Origin of the sequence: Microbispora triticiradicis (genome assembly GCF_005864065.1) — a bacterium.
GTDB lineage: Bacteria > Actinomycetota > Actinomycetes > Streptosporangiales > Streptosporangiaceae > Microbispora > Microbispora triticiradicis.
Genome location: NZ_VANP01000017.1, coordinates 141,533 through 159,191 on the forward strand (window position 1 = coordinate 141,533; position 17,659 = coordinate 159,191).

11 protein-coding genes are annotated in these 17,659 nt (G+C 72.6%); 7 read left to right on the top strand and 4 right to left on the bottom strand.

The window, feature by feature from the left end; genetic code table 11:
- Positions 1-19 precede the first annotated feature (19 nt).
- The 3 genes from FED44_RS31430 (at position 20) to FED44_RS31440 (ending at position 2,414) form a co-directional block, all read left to right on the top strand.
- Positions 20-559, top strand: coding sequence for an HPP family protein (locus FED44_RS31430; RefSeq protein WP_165900539.1), 540 nt, complete (start codon positions 20-22; stop codon positions 557-559).
- 59 nt (positions 560-618) lie between these two features.
- On the top strand, positions 619-1,602 hold the full coding sequence (locus FED44_RS31435) for a DUF2332 domain-containing protein (protein ID WP_138462939.1): 984 nt from the start codon (positions 619-621) through the stop codon (positions 1,600-1,602).
- A 71-nt stretch (positions 1,603-1,673) separates the two neighbouring features.
- Complete coding sequence (locus tag FED44_RS31440) at positions 1,674-2,414, top strand: methyltransferase domain-containing protein (RefSeq protein WP_138462940.1); 741 nt, start codon at positions 1,674-1,676, stop codon at positions 2,412-2,414.
- 66 nt (positions 2,415-2,480) lie between these two features.
- On the opposite strand, the gene FED44_RS31445 is transcribed toward FED44_RS31440, so the two are convergent.
- Positions 2,481-7,976, bottom strand: a complete 5,496-nt coding sequence (locus tag FED44_RS31445; RefSeq protein ID WP_167521641.1) for a non-ribosomal peptide synthetase/MFS transporter — start codon at positions 7,974-7,976, stop codon at positions 2,481-2,483.
- Positions 7,977-8,476: 500 nt separating this feature from the next.
- Here FED44_RS31445 and FED44_RS31450 point away from each other — a divergent pair, with 500 nt between their 5' ends.
- The 4 genes from FED44_RS31450 (at position 8,477) to FED44_RS31465 (ending at position 13,744) form a co-directional block, all read left to right on the top strand.
- A complete protein-coding gene (locus FED44_RS31450; RefSeq protein WP_111699263.1) occupies positions 8,477-9,400 on the top strand; it encodes a TauD/TfdA family dioxygenase in 924 nt (307 codons plus the stop codon).
- Between the two features lie 81 nt (positions 9,401-9,481).
- Positions 9,482-11,584, top strand: coding sequence for an HAD-IIIC family phosphatase (locus FED44_RS31455; RefSeq protein WP_138462942.1), 2,103 nt, complete (start codon positions 9,482-9,484; stop codon positions 11,582-11,584).
- A gap of 5 nt (positions 11,585-11,589) precedes the next feature.
- Positions 11,590-12,861 carry a glycosyltransferase gene (locus FED44_RS31460; protein WP_111699261.1) on the top strand — a complete coding sequence of 424 codons (1,272 nt, stop codon included), beginning with the start codon at positions 11,590-11,592 and terminating at the stop codon, positions 12,859-12,861.
- 58 nt (positions 12,862-12,919) lie between these two features.
- Positions 12,920-13,744, top strand: coding sequence for an SDR family oxidoreductase (locus FED44_RS31465; protein WP_138462943.1), 825 nt, complete (start codon positions 12,920-12,922; stop codon positions 13,742-13,744).
- A gap of 10 nt (positions 13,745-13,754) precedes the next feature.
- Here FED44_RS31465 and FED44_RS31470 read toward each other — a convergent pair whose 3' ends face one another.
- The 3 genes from FED44_RS31470 to FED44_RS31485 all read right to left on the bottom strand — a co-directional run.
- Positions 13,755-14,909, bottom strand: a complete 1,155-nt coding sequence (locus tag FED44_RS31470; protein ID WP_244302437.1) for an NAD(P)/FAD-dependent oxidoreductase — start codon at positions 14,907-14,909, stop codon at positions 13,755-13,757.
- A 2-nt stretch (positions 14,910-14,911) separates the two neighbouring features.
- Positions 14,912-16,177: a serine hydrolase domain-containing protein gene (locus FED44_RS31475; RefSeq protein ID WP_138462944.1), complete on the bottom strand. Its 1,266-nt coding sequence runs from the start codon at positions 16,175-16,177 to the stop codon at positions 14,912-14,914.
- A gap of 434 nt (positions 16,178-16,611) precedes the next feature.
- Positions 16,612-17,659 (bottom strand): pectate lyase family protein (locus FED44_RS31485; RefSeq protein WP_208759276.1); only part of this gene is annotated, 1,048 nt, incomplete at its 5' end.

Genomic DNA, 17,659 nt, shown 5'->3' on the forward strand with positions numbered 1-17,659 from the left:
CATGCCCTCGCCTCGCGTCGTGTCGCAACGGTGGAAGGCCGCCCGGCAGGCGGCCGGCACGGCGATCCAGGCCGCCCTGTGCATCGCCGTCCCCGCCGTGATCGCGTGCCTGACCGGCGAGCCGTTCGTCTTCCCCTCCCTGGGACCGACGATCTTCCTGGCGCTGACCGCCTCCTCCGCCCCCACCGCGAGCCCCCGGAACACCGTCCTGGGTCACCTGGTGAGCGCGACGGCCGGGTACGGCGCGCTGGCGGTCACCGGTCTCACGCGTGCCGGGGTGAATCTCTCCCATCCCGACGGGCGCAGGGTCGCCGCCGTCGCGGTGGCCCTGCTGCTGGCCTTGGCAGGCATGATGTCCGCCGGCGTGTGGCACCCGCCCGGCGGCGCGACGACGCTCATCGTCGCGCTCGGGTTGCTGCGCACGCCCGGCCAGTTGCTCGTCCTCATGGCCGCGGTGATCACCACGAGCGGTGTGCTCGTCGTCGTCAACCGGCTGTCCGGACGTCCCTACCCGTTGTGGGTGATCCGCCGTCCTCCCGAGCCGCCGAAGGCCGCCTAGTCTCGGGTCGCTCCGGCCTGGTTCGATGGAGTCCTCGGCGTCGCCGGGAGGAGACAGGCGTGGAGACGGCGGAGTGGTACCGGTACTTCGCGGAGCGGGAGGCCAGGGGGCACAGCCCGGTCTACGAGGCGCTGGGCCTCGCCGTGGCCGCCGACCCCGGGCTGCTCGAACTGATCGACGGCCTGCCGGAGCCGAAGCGGCAGCCCAACCTGCTGCTCGCCGCGGTGCGCTTCCTCGGCGGGCCGTACGACGACTTCGGCCGCTTCCGTGCCTGGACCGTACGGCACTGGGACCGCGTGCGGGAGACCGTGCTCGCCCGGCGGACGCAGACCAACGAGACGGGCCGGTGCGCGAGCCTGCTGCCCGTGCTGGCGGCGCTGCCGCGGCCGCTGGCCCTCATCGAGGTGGGCGCGTCGGCGGGGCTGTGCCTCTACCCGGACCGCTACCGCTACCGCTACGACGACCCTGCCGGCCGTGGGCGGGAGATCGGACCGGCCGCGAGCCCGGTCCTGCTCACCTGCCGGACGAACGGCGGGGTGCCGGTGCCGGACCACCCGCCGGAGATCGTGTGGCGGGCCGGGATCGACCTCGACCCCGTCGACGTACGCGACGACGAGGCCGTGCGCTGGCTGGAGTGCCTGGTCTGGCCGGGACAGGACGACCGGCTGGCGCGGCTGCGCGGGGCGGTGCGGATGGCGAGGCGGGACCCGCCGCGCCTGGTGCGAGGAGACGCCTCGGCCGCCCTGCCCGATCTCGTCGCCGCCGCCCCCGCCGGGGCGACGGTGGTCGTCTTCCACAGCGCGCTGATGCCGTACCTCGACGCCGGAGCGCGGAACCGGTTCGTGGCACTGGTACGCGGCCTGCGGGCCCACGGCCTTCCGGTGCGGTGGATCTCCAACGAGGGCGCGCCCCGGCTGCCCTCGGTGCTCGCGGGGCTGACGGCCGCCCTGCCGGGCGACCGGCTGACGTTCCTGACCGCGCTCGACGGCCGCCCGCTCGCCATGACCGGCCCGCACGGCGAGTGGCTGGACTGGCTCGCCTGACCGAGTGGCCGGCGGCGGATGCCGAGGGCCGATACCGCCAAGCCGATACTGGGGATGCCGATACTGGGATCATGACGCTTTACGACGAGATCGGCACGACGTACAGCGCCGTCCGCAGGCCGGACCCGAGGGTGGCGGCCAGGATCACCGCCGCGATCGGGGACGCCGCCACGGTCGTCAACGTGGGAGCGGGCGCGGGGTCGTACGAGCCGCCGCGGACCCTGCTCGCGGTCGAGCCGAGCGTGGTGATGATCGCGCAGCGGCCGCCGGGGGCGGCCCCCGTGGTGCGGGCCCGGGCCGAGGCCCTGCCCCTCGCCGACGACGTGGCCGACGCCGCGATGGCGATCCTGACCGTGCACCACTGGTCGGACCTCGCGGCCGGGATCGCCGAGATGCGCCGGGTCGCCCGGCGCCGCGTGGTGATCCTCACCTGGGACCAGGAGGTCACCAGGGACTACTGGTTCCTCGCCGAGTACCTGCCCGAGGGCGTGGCGCTGGACGAGGGCCGCACCCCCTCGATCGCCGAGCTCGGCCGGATGCTCGGCGGCGCCAGGGTGGAGGCCGTGCCGGTCCCGCACGACTGCGCCGACGGGTTCGGCGCCGCCTACTGGCGCCGCCCGGGGGCCTATCTCGACCCGGTCGCCCAATCGGGCATGTCGGTGTTCGGCCAGCTCGGCCCGGAGATCGTACGGCCGGCCCTCGACCGGCTCGCGGCCGACCTGGAGTCGGGCCGCTGGCACGAGCGGCACCGCGACCTGCTGGGCCTGGAGGAGTACGACGCCGGCTACCGGCTGCTCGTCGCGGACCTGTGAGCCGACCTGTGAACCACCGTGCGGGCCGCCGGCCGCCGCGACCGGCGGCCGGCGAGCCCCTCTTCGTCAGGCCTTGACCTCGACCGCCGCGGGCGGCGCCTCGGCGCGGGTGCGCAGCGCCTCCAGGCCGACCAGGTCGTCGGGCTCGGCGTCCGGGGTCTCCTGGTCGAACCGCGCCAGCGCCGGGTGACGCAGGGCGATCGTGATCGTGAGGGCGATGGCCAGCCCGCAGACCACGTACAGCAGGCCGATCCCACGCCCCTCGCCGACCCCGAGGACCTTGCCGACCGAGCCGGCCAGCGCGCCGTCCGGCCGCATCAGCGGCTCGAAGACCAGCCCCACCAGCCAGGCCTGTACGGCCAGCCCGACCGGCTGGGTCGACAGCGCGAGCATCCGGTTGATCGAGATGACGCGGGCGTGGTAACGCTGCGGCACCTTCGAGTGGATGATCGTCAGCCAGATGCCGTCGCTGATCGTCATCATCAGCGACATGCCGAACGCGCCGAGCGTGATCAGGATGAGCGACGGCCGCAGACCGGCGATGGCGCAGAAGATCCCGAGCACTCCGGCGGCGGCCAGCATGCCGAACATCCGGCGGTCGCGCGGGCCGCCCCACAGCGTGATGACCAGGCCGCCGCAGACCGCCCCGATGCCCGCGAGCAGCGCGACCCGCCCGGTGTCGGCCAGCTCGCCGACCGACAGCACCAGCGGCGGGATCATGATGAACCCGGTGAACAGGAAGAAGTTCACGATGAACATCGTGAAGGCCATCGCCCGCAGGCCCCGCCGCCGGAGCAGGTAGCGGAAGCCGTTGCGGATCTCGGCGGAGACGGTCTCCCGGCGCCGCCAGGCCATGCTGGCCGGGAAGCGCACCAGCAGGGTCACCGTGAACGCGGCCGCGTAACAGACCACGTTGGCCGTGAGGATGCCCTCGATGCCGATCAGCGCCAGCACGGCGACGGAGAACAGCGGCACCATCAGCTGGGCCACGGCGTTGCCGAGCTGGACGACCCCTCCCACGTGGTGCAGGTAGGCCTTGGGCGCGAGCTGCGGGCCCGCCGACTGCCAGGCCACCCGTTGCAGGGTCACCGATATGGAGAGCAGCACCAGCAGGCCGTACAGCAGCGGCATGTTCAGGGTGTCGGAGACCATCAGCGCGAGCAGCCCGGCCTGTACGGCGAGGGACATGCCGTCGGCCACCAGCATCGCCCGTTTGCGGTCGTACCGGTCGACCAGCGCGCCGATCAGCGGGGCGAGGATCAGCCCCGGCACCAGCCCGACGATGGCGAACAGGCCGAACTGCACCAGCGAGCCGTTCTTCAGGTACGCCCAGATCGGCACGGCGAACTCGGTCATCACCGCGCCGATCATCGAGACGATCTGGCCGGTCGCCACCGTGAAGAACCGGCCGAGGCTGGGCTGCGGCCCGTCCGTTACGGCCTTCCGGTCGGACGAGACGGCCTCCCGCCACCAGGTGGCCGTGTCACCGGGCGCCGGGACGTGCCACTCCTCGGGACGGTCCACGGAGGTGTGCGCGGTGGTGACGATCGCGGCCAGCTCCTCGGTGCGGTACCGGAGGAAGTAGTGCCCGGCCTCGGCCATCACGACCAGCGCGGTGGTCTCGGAGACGCAGTGCCAGTCGCGGTAGCGCTCCTCGTAGAAGTCGGTCAGCGCGTCGCGGTCGCCCACGATGGAGATCACCGGGGCGCGTAGCTGCGGGCTCTGCTGCTCGACCAGCTCGCTGAAATAGTCCTCACCGGCCCGCGCGTCCACCCGCATCGTGCTGATGATGTGGTCGACCTGCTCGGGGTCGAGGTCCTGCAGGTCGGCGCCCATCGCGCGCAGCCAGTTGGCGTGCGCGTTGGCGTTGTCCAGCGCCTTGCTGCGGAAGATCCGGCCGAGCAGGCCGTTCAGGCCCTTCGTGGGGGTGGCGAACGGGAAGCTGCCGCCCGTGTAGACGGCCTCGACGCGCCGCCCCGCCGCCTCCAGCCTGCGGGCGATCTCGGCGGTCAGCGCGCTGCCGACGCAGTGGCCGTACAGCGCGACCGGGCCGCGCACCCGCTCGACGACCTCGTCGCAGACCCGCTGCGCGGCCTCGTGGAACGGGATCGGGCTCTCCTCGACCCCGAGCTCGTGGCCCGGCAGGGCGACCGAGAACAGCGAGTGCCCGGCCGGCAGCGCGTCGGCCAGCGGCTGGTAGACCATCGCGCTGGCCCCGCCGTACGGGATGCAGACCAGCGACAGCGTCGGCGTCTTCACCGGCCGGGTCAGCTCGACCAGCAGCCCCCGCGCGCCCTCGCCCGCGGCGCCCTCCGGGGTGCCGTTGGCCCTGTCGATCAGTGCGGCCAGCTCCCGTACGGTGCGGTTGGCGATCGCGTCGAGCACGGTCACCTGGTAGCCGTCGGAGGGCAGCGCCTGGCGCAGCTTGGCGACCATGCGGATGAGCAGCAGCGAGTGGCCGCCCAGCGCGTTGAAGTCGCTGTCGATCGAGATGGCCTCGATGCCGAGGACCTCCCGCCAGACCCCGGCCACCACGATCTCGGTCTCGGTCTCCGGCTCCGCCAGGTCCTCCGTCGCCCGGACGACCGGGTCGGGCAGCGCCTTGCGGTCCACCTTGCCGTTCGCGTTGAGCGGGATGCTCTCCAGCGGCACGAACATCGACGGGACCATGTACTCCGGCAGCCGCGCCGCGCAGTGGTCCGCGAGGTCTCCGGGCTCCTGCGCCTCGGGCACGTAGTAGGCGACGAGCCGCTTGTCCTCGGGCGTGAACGCGTGCACGACGACGACCGCGTCCCGCACGCCGGGGTGGTCGAGCACCGCCGCCCTGACCTCGTCCAGCTCGATGCGGTAGCCGCGGATCTTCACCTGGTCGTCGAAGCGGCCGAGGAAGACCACGTTCCCGTCGCGGGCCCAGGCGACCCGGTCGCCGGTGCGGTACATCCGCCCGCCCGGCACGAAGGGATCGGCCAGGAACCGCTCCTCGGTGAGGTCGGGCCGGTTCAGGTAGCCGCGGGTGACGCCCACGCCGCCGACGTACAGCTCACCCGGCACGCCGACCGGCTGCAGCCGCCGGTTCGGGCCGAGGACGTACATCCGCATGTTGGGCAGCGGACGCCCGATCGGCACGACCTCCACGAGCTGGGCGTCCCGGACCGGGTAGATACAGGTGCCGACCGACGCCTCGGTGGGGCCGTACTCGTTGACGAGCCGCCCCGGGCCGAGCATCTCCATCCACCGGTTGGCCATCGACCCGGGCAGCGCCTCGCCCGCCACGACGATCGTGCCGGCGAGCGCCTCGGCCTGCCGGGCGTCGATCTGGTGGCCGAGCACCTCCAGATGCCCGGGCGTGCACTTGATGAAGCTGTACGGCCCGCCCGCGACGAGCAGCGCGCCCAGCTCGCCCATGTCGAAGTCCTGGGCCAGCACGGTGACCCGCTGGCCGGTGACGAGCGGCGCCCACAGGTTGGGGACCACGAGGTCGAACGCCACCGAGCCGAACAGCGGCGCCCCGCCGTCGCCCTGACTCGCCAGGTCCTCCACGGCCCACCACACGTGGTTCACCAGGCCGCGGTGGGTGACCTGCACGCCCTTCGGCTTCCCGGTCGACCCCGAGGTGAAGATCACGTACGCCAGCCGGTCGATGTCGTACGGCACGCCCACCGGGTCCGCGGGCAGGCCGTCGAGCACGCCGCTCCCCACGTCGACCACGTCGTCCAGCGCGTCGACGCCGTCGAACAGGTGCGCGTACCCCGCTGAGGTCAGGACCAGCGGGGTCGCGGCGATCGACAGCATGTCCGAGACGCGCTGCGCGGGGAACTTGGGATCCATCGGCAGGTACGCCGCGCCGGCCTTCCACACGCCGAGCAGGCAGGCGATCAGCTCCGGGCTCCGGTCGAGCAGCACGCCCACCGTGTCCTCGGGCCCGATGCCCCGCTCGCGCAGCAGGTGGGCGACCTGGTTGGCGCGGGCGTGCAGCTCGGCGTACGTCGTGGTGCGGTCCTCGAACGCGACCGCGACCGCGTCGGAGTCCGCGTGCCGCTCCAGCAGCTCGGGCAGGGCCACGTCCGGGTACGGCCGGGCCGAGTCGTTCCAGGCGCCCAGCGCGAGGTCGCGTTCGGCGTCGGTCAGCAGGTCCAGGTCGGCGAGCGGGGTGTCCGGGGCGGCGGCGATCCGCTCGGCCAGCGCGCGGTAGTGCCCGGCGAGCCGGGCGACCGCGTCCGCGTCGAACCGGTCCTTCTGGTAGGTCAGGTAGAGCTCGGGGTCGCCGCCGCCGTTCAGGTGCACCAGCAGCGCGAGGTCGTAGGTGAAGTCGTCGACCTCGTGCGCCCAGACCGACGCCTCCAGCCCCGGCCAGCGCCCGCGCTGGTCGCGGAAGACCCGCAGCGAGAAGCCCACGGTCGACAGCGAGAAGTTGCGGGCGTCCCGGTCGCGCAGCGCCCCCGCCAGCTCGGAGAACGGCAGGTGGTTGGTGAGCGCCTCGCCGAGCCGGCGCCGCACCCCCGCCGCGGCCTCGCGGAAGGAGGGGTTGCCCGACAGGTCGGCGCGCAGTGGGAGGGCGTTGACGAAGCAGCCGAGCACGGGCTCCAGCTCCACCCGGCGGCGCCCGCCGTCGACGGTGGCGATCGTCAGGTCGTCCTGGCCGGTGTAGCGGGCCAGCGCCATCGAGAAGACCGTGAGCAGGGCCACGAACGGCGTGGTCCCGGGGCCGCCCGCCTCACGCAGCGCCCGCAGGACCTCCTCCGGCAGCGTGAACAGGTGGCAGTCGCTCCGCCTGCCCTCGGGGACGGCCTGGTCGGTTCTGGCGATCGGCAGTTCGACGGAGGCGGCGCCGTCGAGCCGGTCGCGCCAGTAGGCGAGCCGCCGTTCCCGCCGCTCACCGGTCAGCTCACGCCGGGACCAGGCCGCGTAGTCGGCGTACTGGAGCGGGGGAGGGGCGACCCCGGCGGGGCGGCCCTCGTGGGCGGCGGCGTACACGGTGGTGAGCTCGTCCACGATGATGCCGACCGACCACCCGTCGCAGGCGATGTGGTGGCAGACGAACATCAGCACGTGGTCCTCGTCGCCCAACTGGACCAGCGTCGTGCGGTGGACCGGTCCGGTCTCCAGGTCGAAGCGCTCGACCGCGGCCCGGGACGTGATCTCGTGGGCCCGCTCCTCCCGTTCGGACTCGGGCAGGTCGCGCAGGTCGACGACGTCGAGAGGCGCGGGCCCGGGGTCGAGGACGACCTGCCGGGGTTCGGGCCCGTCGCCCTCGTAGACCGTACGCAGGATCTCGTGGCGTTCGACCAGGGTGTCCAGGGCGATGGTCAGCGCCCGGACGTCGAGCGGGCCGGCGAGCCGCAGGCCGATCGTGGCGTTCGGCGCCGGGGCGCCTTCGGCGAAACGGGCGCCGAGCCACATCTGGGCCTGCTCGTAGGAGCAGGGGGCGGGCCCCGCGCCGCGCGGCGTGATCGCGTCCGCGGCGGCCGCCCGGGCGGCGAGCAGCCGGCGCAGCGCCTCCTGCCTGCGTGGGGAAAGCGACGCTATTAGATGCTCGTTGTCAGTCGTCGGCGTTATCGTCACCGAGCGTTCTCCTCTCTGCGCACAAATGCGCAGGCGCCAACTGACCAGACGGAAAAGTGGTTGATCGAGAAACGCTTGAACGTTGAATTCCGCAGGGGTCGCCGCGTATCTCGCCACTTTTGGCGGCGGGAGGAATGGGAGCGCTCCCACGAAAGGATTATTACGATACGTGATACACCCTGGTAACGCAAGCCTTACATTGACCTGCCGTTGGCCACATTCGGTAAGAGGAAATCGACCTTCCGTGATCATGCGCAGACGAGGGAAGGTTCGGCCGCACAGGCCTTGCCGAGTGCTACAGCGAGGTGTCGAATAACCTGACTGAGGTGGTCGGAAAAGGCCTGGAACTTGTTTCTTGCGCGGCACCCTATCGGGGTTCTATGTTGGCCGCCGGAATGAATTTCCGCAGGGGCGCCGCCTATTCGAGGGCCCGCCTGCCTCCTCAATTCGACTTGTCGTCGTGGCCGATCACGGCCGGATATCGCTCAGCAGGAGGACGCATGAACGACGGCTGGACGCCCCTGGAGATAAACCCGGACGGCCCCGCCACTCCCGAAGGGCTGGTCGAGCGCCTGCGCGGGCTGGACGTGGGCGATCTGCTCGTACGGGAGAAGGCCCTCGTCTTCCGGGGTTTCGGCGTCACGCCCGAGACTCTGGACCCGGTCATGGACATGCTCCTGCCCAACCGGCTGGCGTACGTCCACGGCAACTCGCCCCGCACCAAGGTCGGCGGCAACGTCTACACCTCCACCGAGTACCCGCCCGAGTACACGATCTCGATGCACAACGAGTTGTCGTACTCCGCCACCTGGCCCTCCCGGCTGCTGTTCTTCTGCGAGAAGGCGGCCGAGACCGGTGGGGCCACCCCGGTGGTGGACGGCGTGCGCTGGCTGGAGTCGCTCGACGACGAGGTCAGGGAGGCCTTCGCCAAGGGCGTGCGCTACACCCAGAACCTGCACGCCGGCCGGGGGCTCGGCAAGAGCTGGCAGGAGACGTTCGAGACCGAGGACCGCGACCAGGTGGCCGAGTTCCTCGACGGCATCGGAGCCGACTGGCAGTGGCGGCCCGACGGCGGCGTGCGGGTCTCGCAGATCAGGCCGTCCACCACCCGGCACCCCGTGACCGGGGCCGAGGTGTGGTTCAACCAGGCCGACCAGTGGCACCCCGCCTCGCTCGGCGACGAGACCGCCGCGATGCTCGCCGAGCTCATGCCGCCGGAGGAGCTGCCGCAGTCCGTGACGTTCCCCGACGGCGCGCCGATCCCCGGCGACTACGTCATTCAGGCGCGCGACCGGGGCCTGGACAACGCGGTTGACGTCGACTGGCGGAGTGGCGACCTGCTGCTGATCGACAACGTGCTCGTCGGTCACGGCCGCCGGCCCTTCACCGGCTCCCGCCGCGTCCTCGTCGCCATGTCCGACTGAACGCCCCGTCCGACTGAGAGCACGGCCGACCGAAAGCCGTCTCCGACTTCCAAGCCGTCTCCGGCTGAGAGGGGATCCGCAGTGAGCAAGATCGCTTTGGGGGTCGCCGCGACCTTCACCGCCGAGCCGCTCGGGGACGCCCTGAGATTCTGGCTCGCCGAGCTGGGGACCGAGGGGGACGTCGCCTTCGCTCCGTACGACCAGGTCTTCCCCTCGCTGCTCGACCCGGGCAGCGTGCTCGGCCGGGCCGGCGCCGTGGTCGTCCTCGTCCGCGCCGAAGACCTCACGGCCGGCGTGGCGGATGCGGCCGGCGGGGACTGGGCCGCTCTCGACGCCGCCGCGGACGACCTGGCCACCGCGCTCCGGACGTCGGCGGCCGCGGCGGGCACCCCCCACCTCGTCGCCGTCTGCCCAGCCTCGCCCGAACACGGCTCGACCGGCGCCCACGCGCGCCTGACCGCCAGGCTGGCCCAGACGCTGGAGGACGACCGCGCGGTCGCCGTGCTCACCTCGGCCGAGCCGTACGAGCCGGCGGACCCGGAGGCCGTCCACGACGCGTTCGCCGACCGGACCGGCAACGTCCCCTACACCGACCACTACTTCGCCGCGCTCGCCGCGGCGGTCGTGCGCCGCCTGCAGGCCGTGACCACCCCGCGTCCCAAGGTCGTCGTCGCCGACTGCGACGGCACGCTGTGGGACGGCGTGGTCGGCGAGGACGGCCCGGACGGCGTCGTGATCGGCCCCGAGCACGAGGAGATCTGGCGGGAGCTGGCCCGGCAGGTCGCGGCGGGCCGGCTGCTGTGCCTGTGCAGCAAGAACGAGGAGAAGGACGTCCGCGAGGTCTTCGCCCGGCATCCTGGGCTGCCGTTCGGCCTGGACGACGTCACGGCGATGCGCGTCGGCTGGGAGGCCAAGTCGCAGGCCCTGCGCTCGCTGGCCGACGAGCTGAACCTCGGGCTCGACTCCTTCGTCTTCCTCGACGACAGCCCGGTCGAGTGCGCCGAGGTCCGGGCCGGCTGCCCCGAGGTGCTGACCCTCCAGATGCCGCCCCGCGCCGCGGAGGCGGCGGCCTTCCTGCGGCACTGCTGGCCGCTCGACCTCGCCGCGGTCACCGAAGCCGACCGCGAGCGCACCCGGCGCTACCAGGAGGAACGGCGGCGCGAGCAGGCCAGGGGCGAGATGTCCCTCGCCGACTTCTTCGCCACGCTCGACCTGCGGGTGACGATCACCCCGGCCGGCCCCGCACACGAGGCGCGGGCCGCCCAGCTCGCCGAGCGGACCAACCAGTTCAACCTCTCGGGAACCCGGCGTCTGGACGGCGACGAGACGTTCGTCGTGGACGTCAGCGACCGGTTCGGCGACTACGGCGTCGTCGGCCTCACCGACGTGCGGACGGACGGGGACACGCTGCGCGCCGGCGCGTTCCTGCTGAGCTGCCGCGCGCTCGGGCGCGGGGTCGAGCACCGCATGCTCGCCCACCTGGGCGCGCTCGCGCGCGACCGCGGGCTGGCCCGGGTCGCGCTGTCGTTCCGGGCGACCGAGCGCAACCAGCCCGCCAGGGACTTCCTCGCCGCCCTGCCCGCCACCGCCGAGCCGTACGGCGAGGAGGCGGCGTGGTACGTCCTCGCCGCGGCCGACGCCGCGGCCGTCGTCCACTCACCCGTCCACCCACCTGTCCACCCATCGGACCCTGCTGAGGAGAGGGCAGCGGGGCCCGTCCGGATCGATCCGACGGCCGTACCCGCCGGATGGGCGGCCGTCGAGCGGATCGCGACCCGGCTCACCCGCCCCGAGGAGATCCTGGACGCGATGCGGGCCGCGCGCCCGGCGACCGAGGCGGCCGGGGCGACGCCCGTCGAGGCGACCGTCATGCGGTGGTGGGCGGAGCTGCTCGACAAGCCGCCCACCTCGGTGAACGACGGCTTCTTCGAGCTGGGCGGCCACTCGTTGCGGCTCGTGCAGTTCATGGCGCGGGTGCGCGCCGAGTTCGGGGTCGAGCTGCCCTTCGACACCCTCTACACCACCTCGTTCACCATCGCCGAGGTCGCCAAGGTGATCGAGGAGCGGCAGCTCGCCGAGACCGGCGACGAGGAGCTGGCCGGGCTGCTCGACGAGCTCGCGGGCCTGTCGGACGAGGAGATCGACGCCCTGCTCGAATCAGGGCTCGAATCGGGGAACGGCTGATCCGCATGGCCACGATGCTGCTGAGCACCCACGGCACGAACGGCGACGTGCTCCCCTTCATACGGATCGGGCGTGAGCTGGCGGAGCGCGGCCACGAGGTCACCGTGCTCACACACTCCTGGTTCGCCGACCGGATAGCGGCCGCGGGCCTGCGGCACCTGCCGATCGACACCGCGGAGGGCTACGACCGGCACCTGGACGACGCCCGGCGCTACATGCTCGACCCGCTGAAGGACCCGGACGGCGTGCTCCGGCTCTACCGGCGCAACGGCCTCTTCGAGCTGCTGGTCGAGGAGGTGCGCATGATCGAGGCGCACTACCGGCCGGGGGAGACGGTGGTGGTGGCCCGGCACACCTCGGGCATCGCCGCGCTGATGGCCGCCGAGCTGCACGGGGTCCCGGTGGCGCTGGCGTCCGTCACGCCCCACCAGTACGTCTCGCTGCCGGTCCTCGCCAACCTCTTCCGGCACGTGCTCGGTGAGGGGTACGACGAGGTCTACCGGACGTTCGGTCTGCGCCCGGTCCGCGACTGGGCCGCCTACCTGAACAACGCCCCGGTCCAGCTAGTGCTGTGGCCGGAGTGGTTCGACGCCGCGGGCCAGCCGGCGCCCGCGAACGCCGTGCGCTGCGGGTTCGTGCTCGGCGACACGGCGGAGGGGCCGGTCCCCGACTGGGCCGAGCCGCCCGTGCTGATCACCGGTGGCACCGGCCAGGTGCTGCACGACCGGTTCTACGAGGTGGCGGCCGCCGCGTGCCAGCGGATCGGGAGGCGGGCCCTGCTGGTGAACCGGCACCCGACGTTCCAGCCGGAGTCGCTGCCCGACGGGGTGGAGTGGGTGCCCTCGGCGCCGTTCGCCTCGTTCATGCCTCGTGTCGCGGCCGTCGTCCACCACGGCGGGATCGGCACGCTCGCCCGGGCGCTGGCATCGTCGACCCCGCAGGTGCTGCTCGCCCACGGAGTCGACCGCCCCGACAACGCGGAGCGGCTCGACCGCGCGGGTGTGGCGGAGTGGCTGCCCGTTTCCCACTGGGACGAGGAACGCGCCGCCGGGCTGCTCGCCCGTGCCCTCGCCGACGACGGGTACCGCGAGCGGATCGCCCCGCTCGCGGCCGACGCCGCGTCGGAGGACGGCGTACGGGTCGCCGCCGACCACGCGGAGGCCCTGATCGGCGCGGACGAGATCCTGCGGCGGCCGGTCCCGCGCGAGCGGCTGGCCCGGCTCACCCCCGAGCAGAAGGTGCGCCTGGCCGCCCTGGCCCGCGCCCGCCGCGGCTGAAGGGGCGTGTGAAGGAGGGCCTCCCGGGTACGCCGTACGCCCACGGAGGGGGAGGCCCATGAGCGAGGCGACGGCGCCGATCTCGCGCTTCGACTACGACAAGGTGGCGATCGTCACCGGAGCCGACTCGGGGATCGGGCGGGCCACCGCGGTGGCGCTCGCCGCGCACGGGTTCGACGTCGGCGTCACCTACCACCAGGACGAGAAGGGCGCGCGGGAGACGGCCGGGCAGGTGGTGGAGCAGGGCCGCCGCGCGGCCGTCCGGCGGCACGACCTCACCGACCCCGTCACCGCCGCCGAGGTGATCGACGAACTCGCCGGCGAACTAGGCGGCCTCGGCGTGCTGGTGAACAACGCGGGCACCGGAACGGCCGAGCCGCTGCTCGACATCGGGTACGACCGGTGGCGAGAGGTGGTGGCGGTCGACCTGGACGGGCCGTTCCTGTGCTCCCAGCGCGCCGCCCGCCGGATGATCGAGCGCGGCGCGGGCGGGCGGATCATCAATGTGACGAGCGTCCACGAGGAGTATCCCCGCCTGGGAGCGGGGCCGTACTGCGCGGCGAAGGGCGGCCTGCGGATGCTCAGCCGCACGCTCGCGCTGGAGCTGGCCAGGCACGGCATCACGGTCAACACCGTGGCCCCCGGAGAGATCGCGACTCCGATGACCGGCCAGGAGGACCGGCCGCCTCGGCCCGGCACCCGGCCCGGCTATCCACTGGGCAGGCCCGGTGACGCCCGCGAGGTCGCCCAGGTGATCGCCTTCCTGGCCGGCCCGGCCTCGTCGTACGTCACCGGCGCGTCGGTCTTCGTGGACGGAGGGCTCGGCCTCATGGGTCCCCAGGCCGCCGGTGACGCGGACAAGGACCTCTGGGCGTCCGCCTGAGCGAACCGGCTCAGGTGAGGTCTCGAAGCCAGCGGAGGGCGACCGCGCCGGCCAGGCGGGGCGGCACCGTGCCCGCGCCGAGCCCGACGTCCACGAGCAGGTCGAACACCTCGGTGCGGCGGGCGGCCACCGAGATCGCCGCGTCGATGAAGCCGGGGGAGCGGGCGGCCAGGGAGAGCACGTCGGTGGTGCGCAGGTGCCGCCCGAGCGCCCGGCGCAGGGCCCGCCGGTAGGCCCGCAGCGGGTCCGCCGGCGAGCCGGTCGCGGCCTCGGCGGCGAGCCGCCCCGACAGCAGTGCGTAGTAGATGCCCTCGCCGGTCAGCGGATTGACAAGGCTCGCCGCGTCGCCCGCCAGCAGCACCCGGCCCGCCCCCGGCACCGGCCGCCCGCTCGACAGCGGCAGATGGTGGGCCCGCAGGTCGCGGACGGGCGACCTGATCTCGCCGAGCAGGGGCAGCAGCCGGTCCAGCCGCCCGTGCAGGATCTCGCGCCCCGGCCGGCCGGTCTGTCTCAGCATCGGCAGCAGCAGCCCGTAGCCGACGTTGGCCGTGCCGTCGCCCACCGGGAACGACCAGGCGTAGGCCGGCCAGCCCTCGCTCCGCATGACGATGACCTGCACGTCGTCGTCCGGCGGCACGTCGGCGTACCCGCGCACCGCGATGGCGGTGTGCCGGTCCGGGCTCGGCGGGACGCCGATCAGCCGCCGTACGGCCGAGTTGGCGCCGTCGGCGGCGACGACCACCCGCGCCGCCACCTCGCCGTCGAGCACGACCAGCCCGTCGCGGACGGCCAGCGTGCGCACCCGGTGGCGGCATACCTCCACGCCGCGCGCCGCGGCGGCCTCGACCAGCCGGGCGTCGAAGACCCGGCGGGGAACCACGTGGTTGGGCCGCGCGACCGCGGCCGAGACCCGGACCCCGCCGGGCGACGTCACCGCCAGGCGCGGTGTGGGCCGGTGGTCGGAGAGGAGATCGGGCAGGCCGAGCAGCGCGAGCTCCTGCCGCGCGTGCGCCGCGATGCCGTCGCCGCAGGGCTTGTCCCGCGGGAAGGCCGCCCGGTCGAGCAGCAGCACCCGGCAGCCGGGGTCGAGCTGCCTGGCCCGCAGCGCGGCGGCGGAGCCCGCCGGTCCGGCGCCCACCACCACGAGGTCCCACACGTCGTCCACATTCACAGACCGTACGCGGAGAAGAGGCTGGTGGTGGGCCACGACTTCACCGAGTTCGCGGCGGTGTGGAGAAGGGCGTCGATGTCCCCGTAGTTCAGTCCCGAGGCGTCGTCGCGCTGGTCGAACAGCACCACCCAGCTCAGTCCGTCGTAGCGCCGGACCATGAGCGTGGAGGTGCCGGCCAGCGACCCCGTGTGCCAGGTGTTGCGGCCCCCGGTGACCGGGCGGACCTGCCAGCCGAGGCCGTAGTACCAGCCGTCGGAGTTGACCCCGATCGACGGCTTGGCGAACGCCTTGGAGATCGACGCCGAGGTCAGCACGCCGGCCGCGTCGAAGAGGGTGGTGAACTTGGCCAGGTCGACGGCCGTGGCGAGCCAGCCGCCGTGGGCGGCCATGTTCTCCAGGTTGAACCCGCCGTAGGGGAAGGGCAGCACGGAGTTCGAGGTGTCGATCACGCTCTTGCCGGTGTACTGCGAGAAATACGGTGCCTCGCCCGACTTGCGGAGACTCTTCGCGGTCCTGCCCAGCGCCATCCGCTTGATCTTGAGGGGCGTCAGCACCTTGCTCTGGACGTAGCTCGCGTACGAGACGCCGCTCACCCTCTCGATGATCTTCTGAAGGAGGACGTATCCGTAGTTCGAGTACGCGTACGTCGTGCCGGGGGCGTGGTCGAGCTTGAGACCGGACGTGTGCGCGATGATCTGCGCCTGCGTGATCGGCAGCGGGACGCCGAGCGCCGCCGCGATGACCCGGTCCCTGAACATCGGGTCGCCCGAAACCTCGGAGTCCCACCCGCCGAGGTGCTGGAGCAGGTGGGTCACGGTCACGGCGGCGAGGCGCGGATCGGCGGCCGTGCTCAGCCTCAGCAGCGGCGCGACCTTGGCCGAGAGGCTGAGCTTGCCGTCCTGCGCCAGCTTCAGCACCGCGGCGGCGGTGATCGGCTTGCTCAGGCTCGCGACGCGGAACAGCGAGGTGGGGCCGGCCGCGAACGAGGTGTCCGCCGTCCAGTTGTAGCCCCGGGCGAGCACCAGCTTGCCCTTGCGGACCACGGCGAGGGACGCGTGCGGGATCGTCCGTGCCTGCATGAAGCGCTTCAGCGTGTCGTCGAAGGGCTTCAGCGACGTCGCGCCGCGGCCGGTGACGCTCCACACGCGGGCCGCCGCGCCCGCCGGCGACGCGGGCAGCCCGGCGGCGAGCCCCGCCGCGGCGCCGCCCGCCAGCAGGCGCAGGGTGTTCCTCCGGCTTACAGAAAACCTGTCCGAAATCATGACGGTTGATCTTAGGGGAGCTCTGACCGGTCGTTACCGCCGCCCTGACCGCGCCGACGGGCCGACGATCCAGTCCGGTGCTCGTCACTTTGTGCAACCCTGCCACCGCAATGGGTAGCGGCTTGATAAGTTCAATTAGCTGCTGGTGAGGCTTATCAAAATGGAAGAGGCTGCCAGGTGGCGGGCAGAGGCAGGCCGAGCCGGACCACGGTATACGCACGTCTGGGCATGGCGCTCGCCGAACTCAACGACCGGCTCGGCGGCTTGCCCAACCCGCGGGAGGCCCAGGAGCTGGGACGACATCTGGCATGAGGAGGCCCCTCACGCAAGTCCGTTGAGGCGTACCGGGCCTCGAAGCACCAGCGGCCGGTGGGGCGCGGACAGGCGTGACGGAGGTCGCGGCGGGGTGGCCGCGGCCTCCTGCGCGTCTGGAACTAGATCCTGCCGGTGCCGGCGTTGGCGAGGACGTTCGCCTTCACGCCGCTCGGGTTGTCGACCGTGTACGAGTACGGGATGGAGGCGACGCTGCCGGAGGTCTGCGGCGTGCCGGAGTTCACGAGGTAGTTGTTGCGGGCGACGATCGAGCCGCCCGGCGAGGAGCCTTCGGAGGTGTGCGTGGGCTCGGCGACGTTCTCGAAGTAGTTGCCCTCGACGAGCACCCCGGCGCCGCAGGTGGAGGCGATGCCGTAGCTGTAGTCCGTGTACGACGGGTTCTTGTAGTAGTAGTTGCTGAACACGTGGACCGGGTTGCCGAAGCGCACTCTCGGGTTGCGCTGGGCGCAGGTCTGGAACGCGTTGTGGTGGTATGTCACCCGCAGGTGCCCGGTGTCCTCGGAGCCGTTGCTGTCGCTGTGGCCGACGAGTGAGCACTTGACGTGGTCGTGGAGTTTGTTCCAGGACACGGTGACGTAGTCGGAGCCGTGCGTGATGTCGAGCAGGCCGTCGTAGTAGTCGGTGCCGTGGCTCGTGTCGCTCGACAGGTCGTTGTGGTCGAGCCACACCCGTTTGGCGTTGTCGAGGTGGATCGCGTCGCCGTTGCCGTTGCCGGCCGGGACCTTGGAGATCTTCAGGTTCCGCACGATGACGTTGGAGACGTCGCGGATGTTGACGCCGCAGCCGGTCAGCCCGGAGTTCGCGCCGACCCCGACGAGGGTGGTGTTGCCGCCCACCCGTACGTCCTCGGAGCAGGTGAAGTTGCCGTTGATCTGGACGGTCTTCGCGGTGTCACCCTTCACGGCGGCGGTGAGCGCGGTCAGCGAGGTGACCGTCGTCGCCGGGCCGCCGGCACCGCCGCTGGTGCCGCCGCCCTGCGTCGCCCAGCCGACCAGCCCGGTGGTGGGCGGAGTGGTGGGGCCGCCCGTGGGGGTGGAGGTCGGGGTGCTGGTGGGCGTCCCGCTCGGGATGGAGCCGGTGGGCTGGAGGGTCCACTGTTTGGTGGCGACCGAGTCGCAGGAGTTCTGCTGGACGAGGGCGCCGGAGGCG

Bases quoted from the DNA above. Each gene is read 5' to 3' on its own strand.
- FED44_RS31475 (WP_138462944.1), bottom strand. From the start codon at position 16,177: ATGATTTCGGACAGGTTTTCTGTAAGCCGGAGGAACACCCTGCGCCTG.
- FED44_RS31465 (WP_138462943.1), top strand. From the start codon at position 12,920: ATGAGCGAGGCGACGGCGCCGATCTCGCGCTTCGACTACGACAAGGTG.
- FED44_RS31460 (WP_111699261.1), top strand. From the start codon at position 11,590: ATGGCCACGATGCTGCTGAGCACCCACGGCACGAACGGCGACGTGCTC.
- FED44_RS31450 (WP_111699263.1), top strand. From the start codon at position 8,477: ATGAACGACGGCTGGACGCCCCTGGAGATAAACCCGGACGGCCCCGCC.
- FED44_RS31440 (WP_138462940.1), top strand. From the start codon at position 1,674: ATGACGCTTTACGACGAGATCGGCACGACGTACAGCGCCGTCCGCAGG.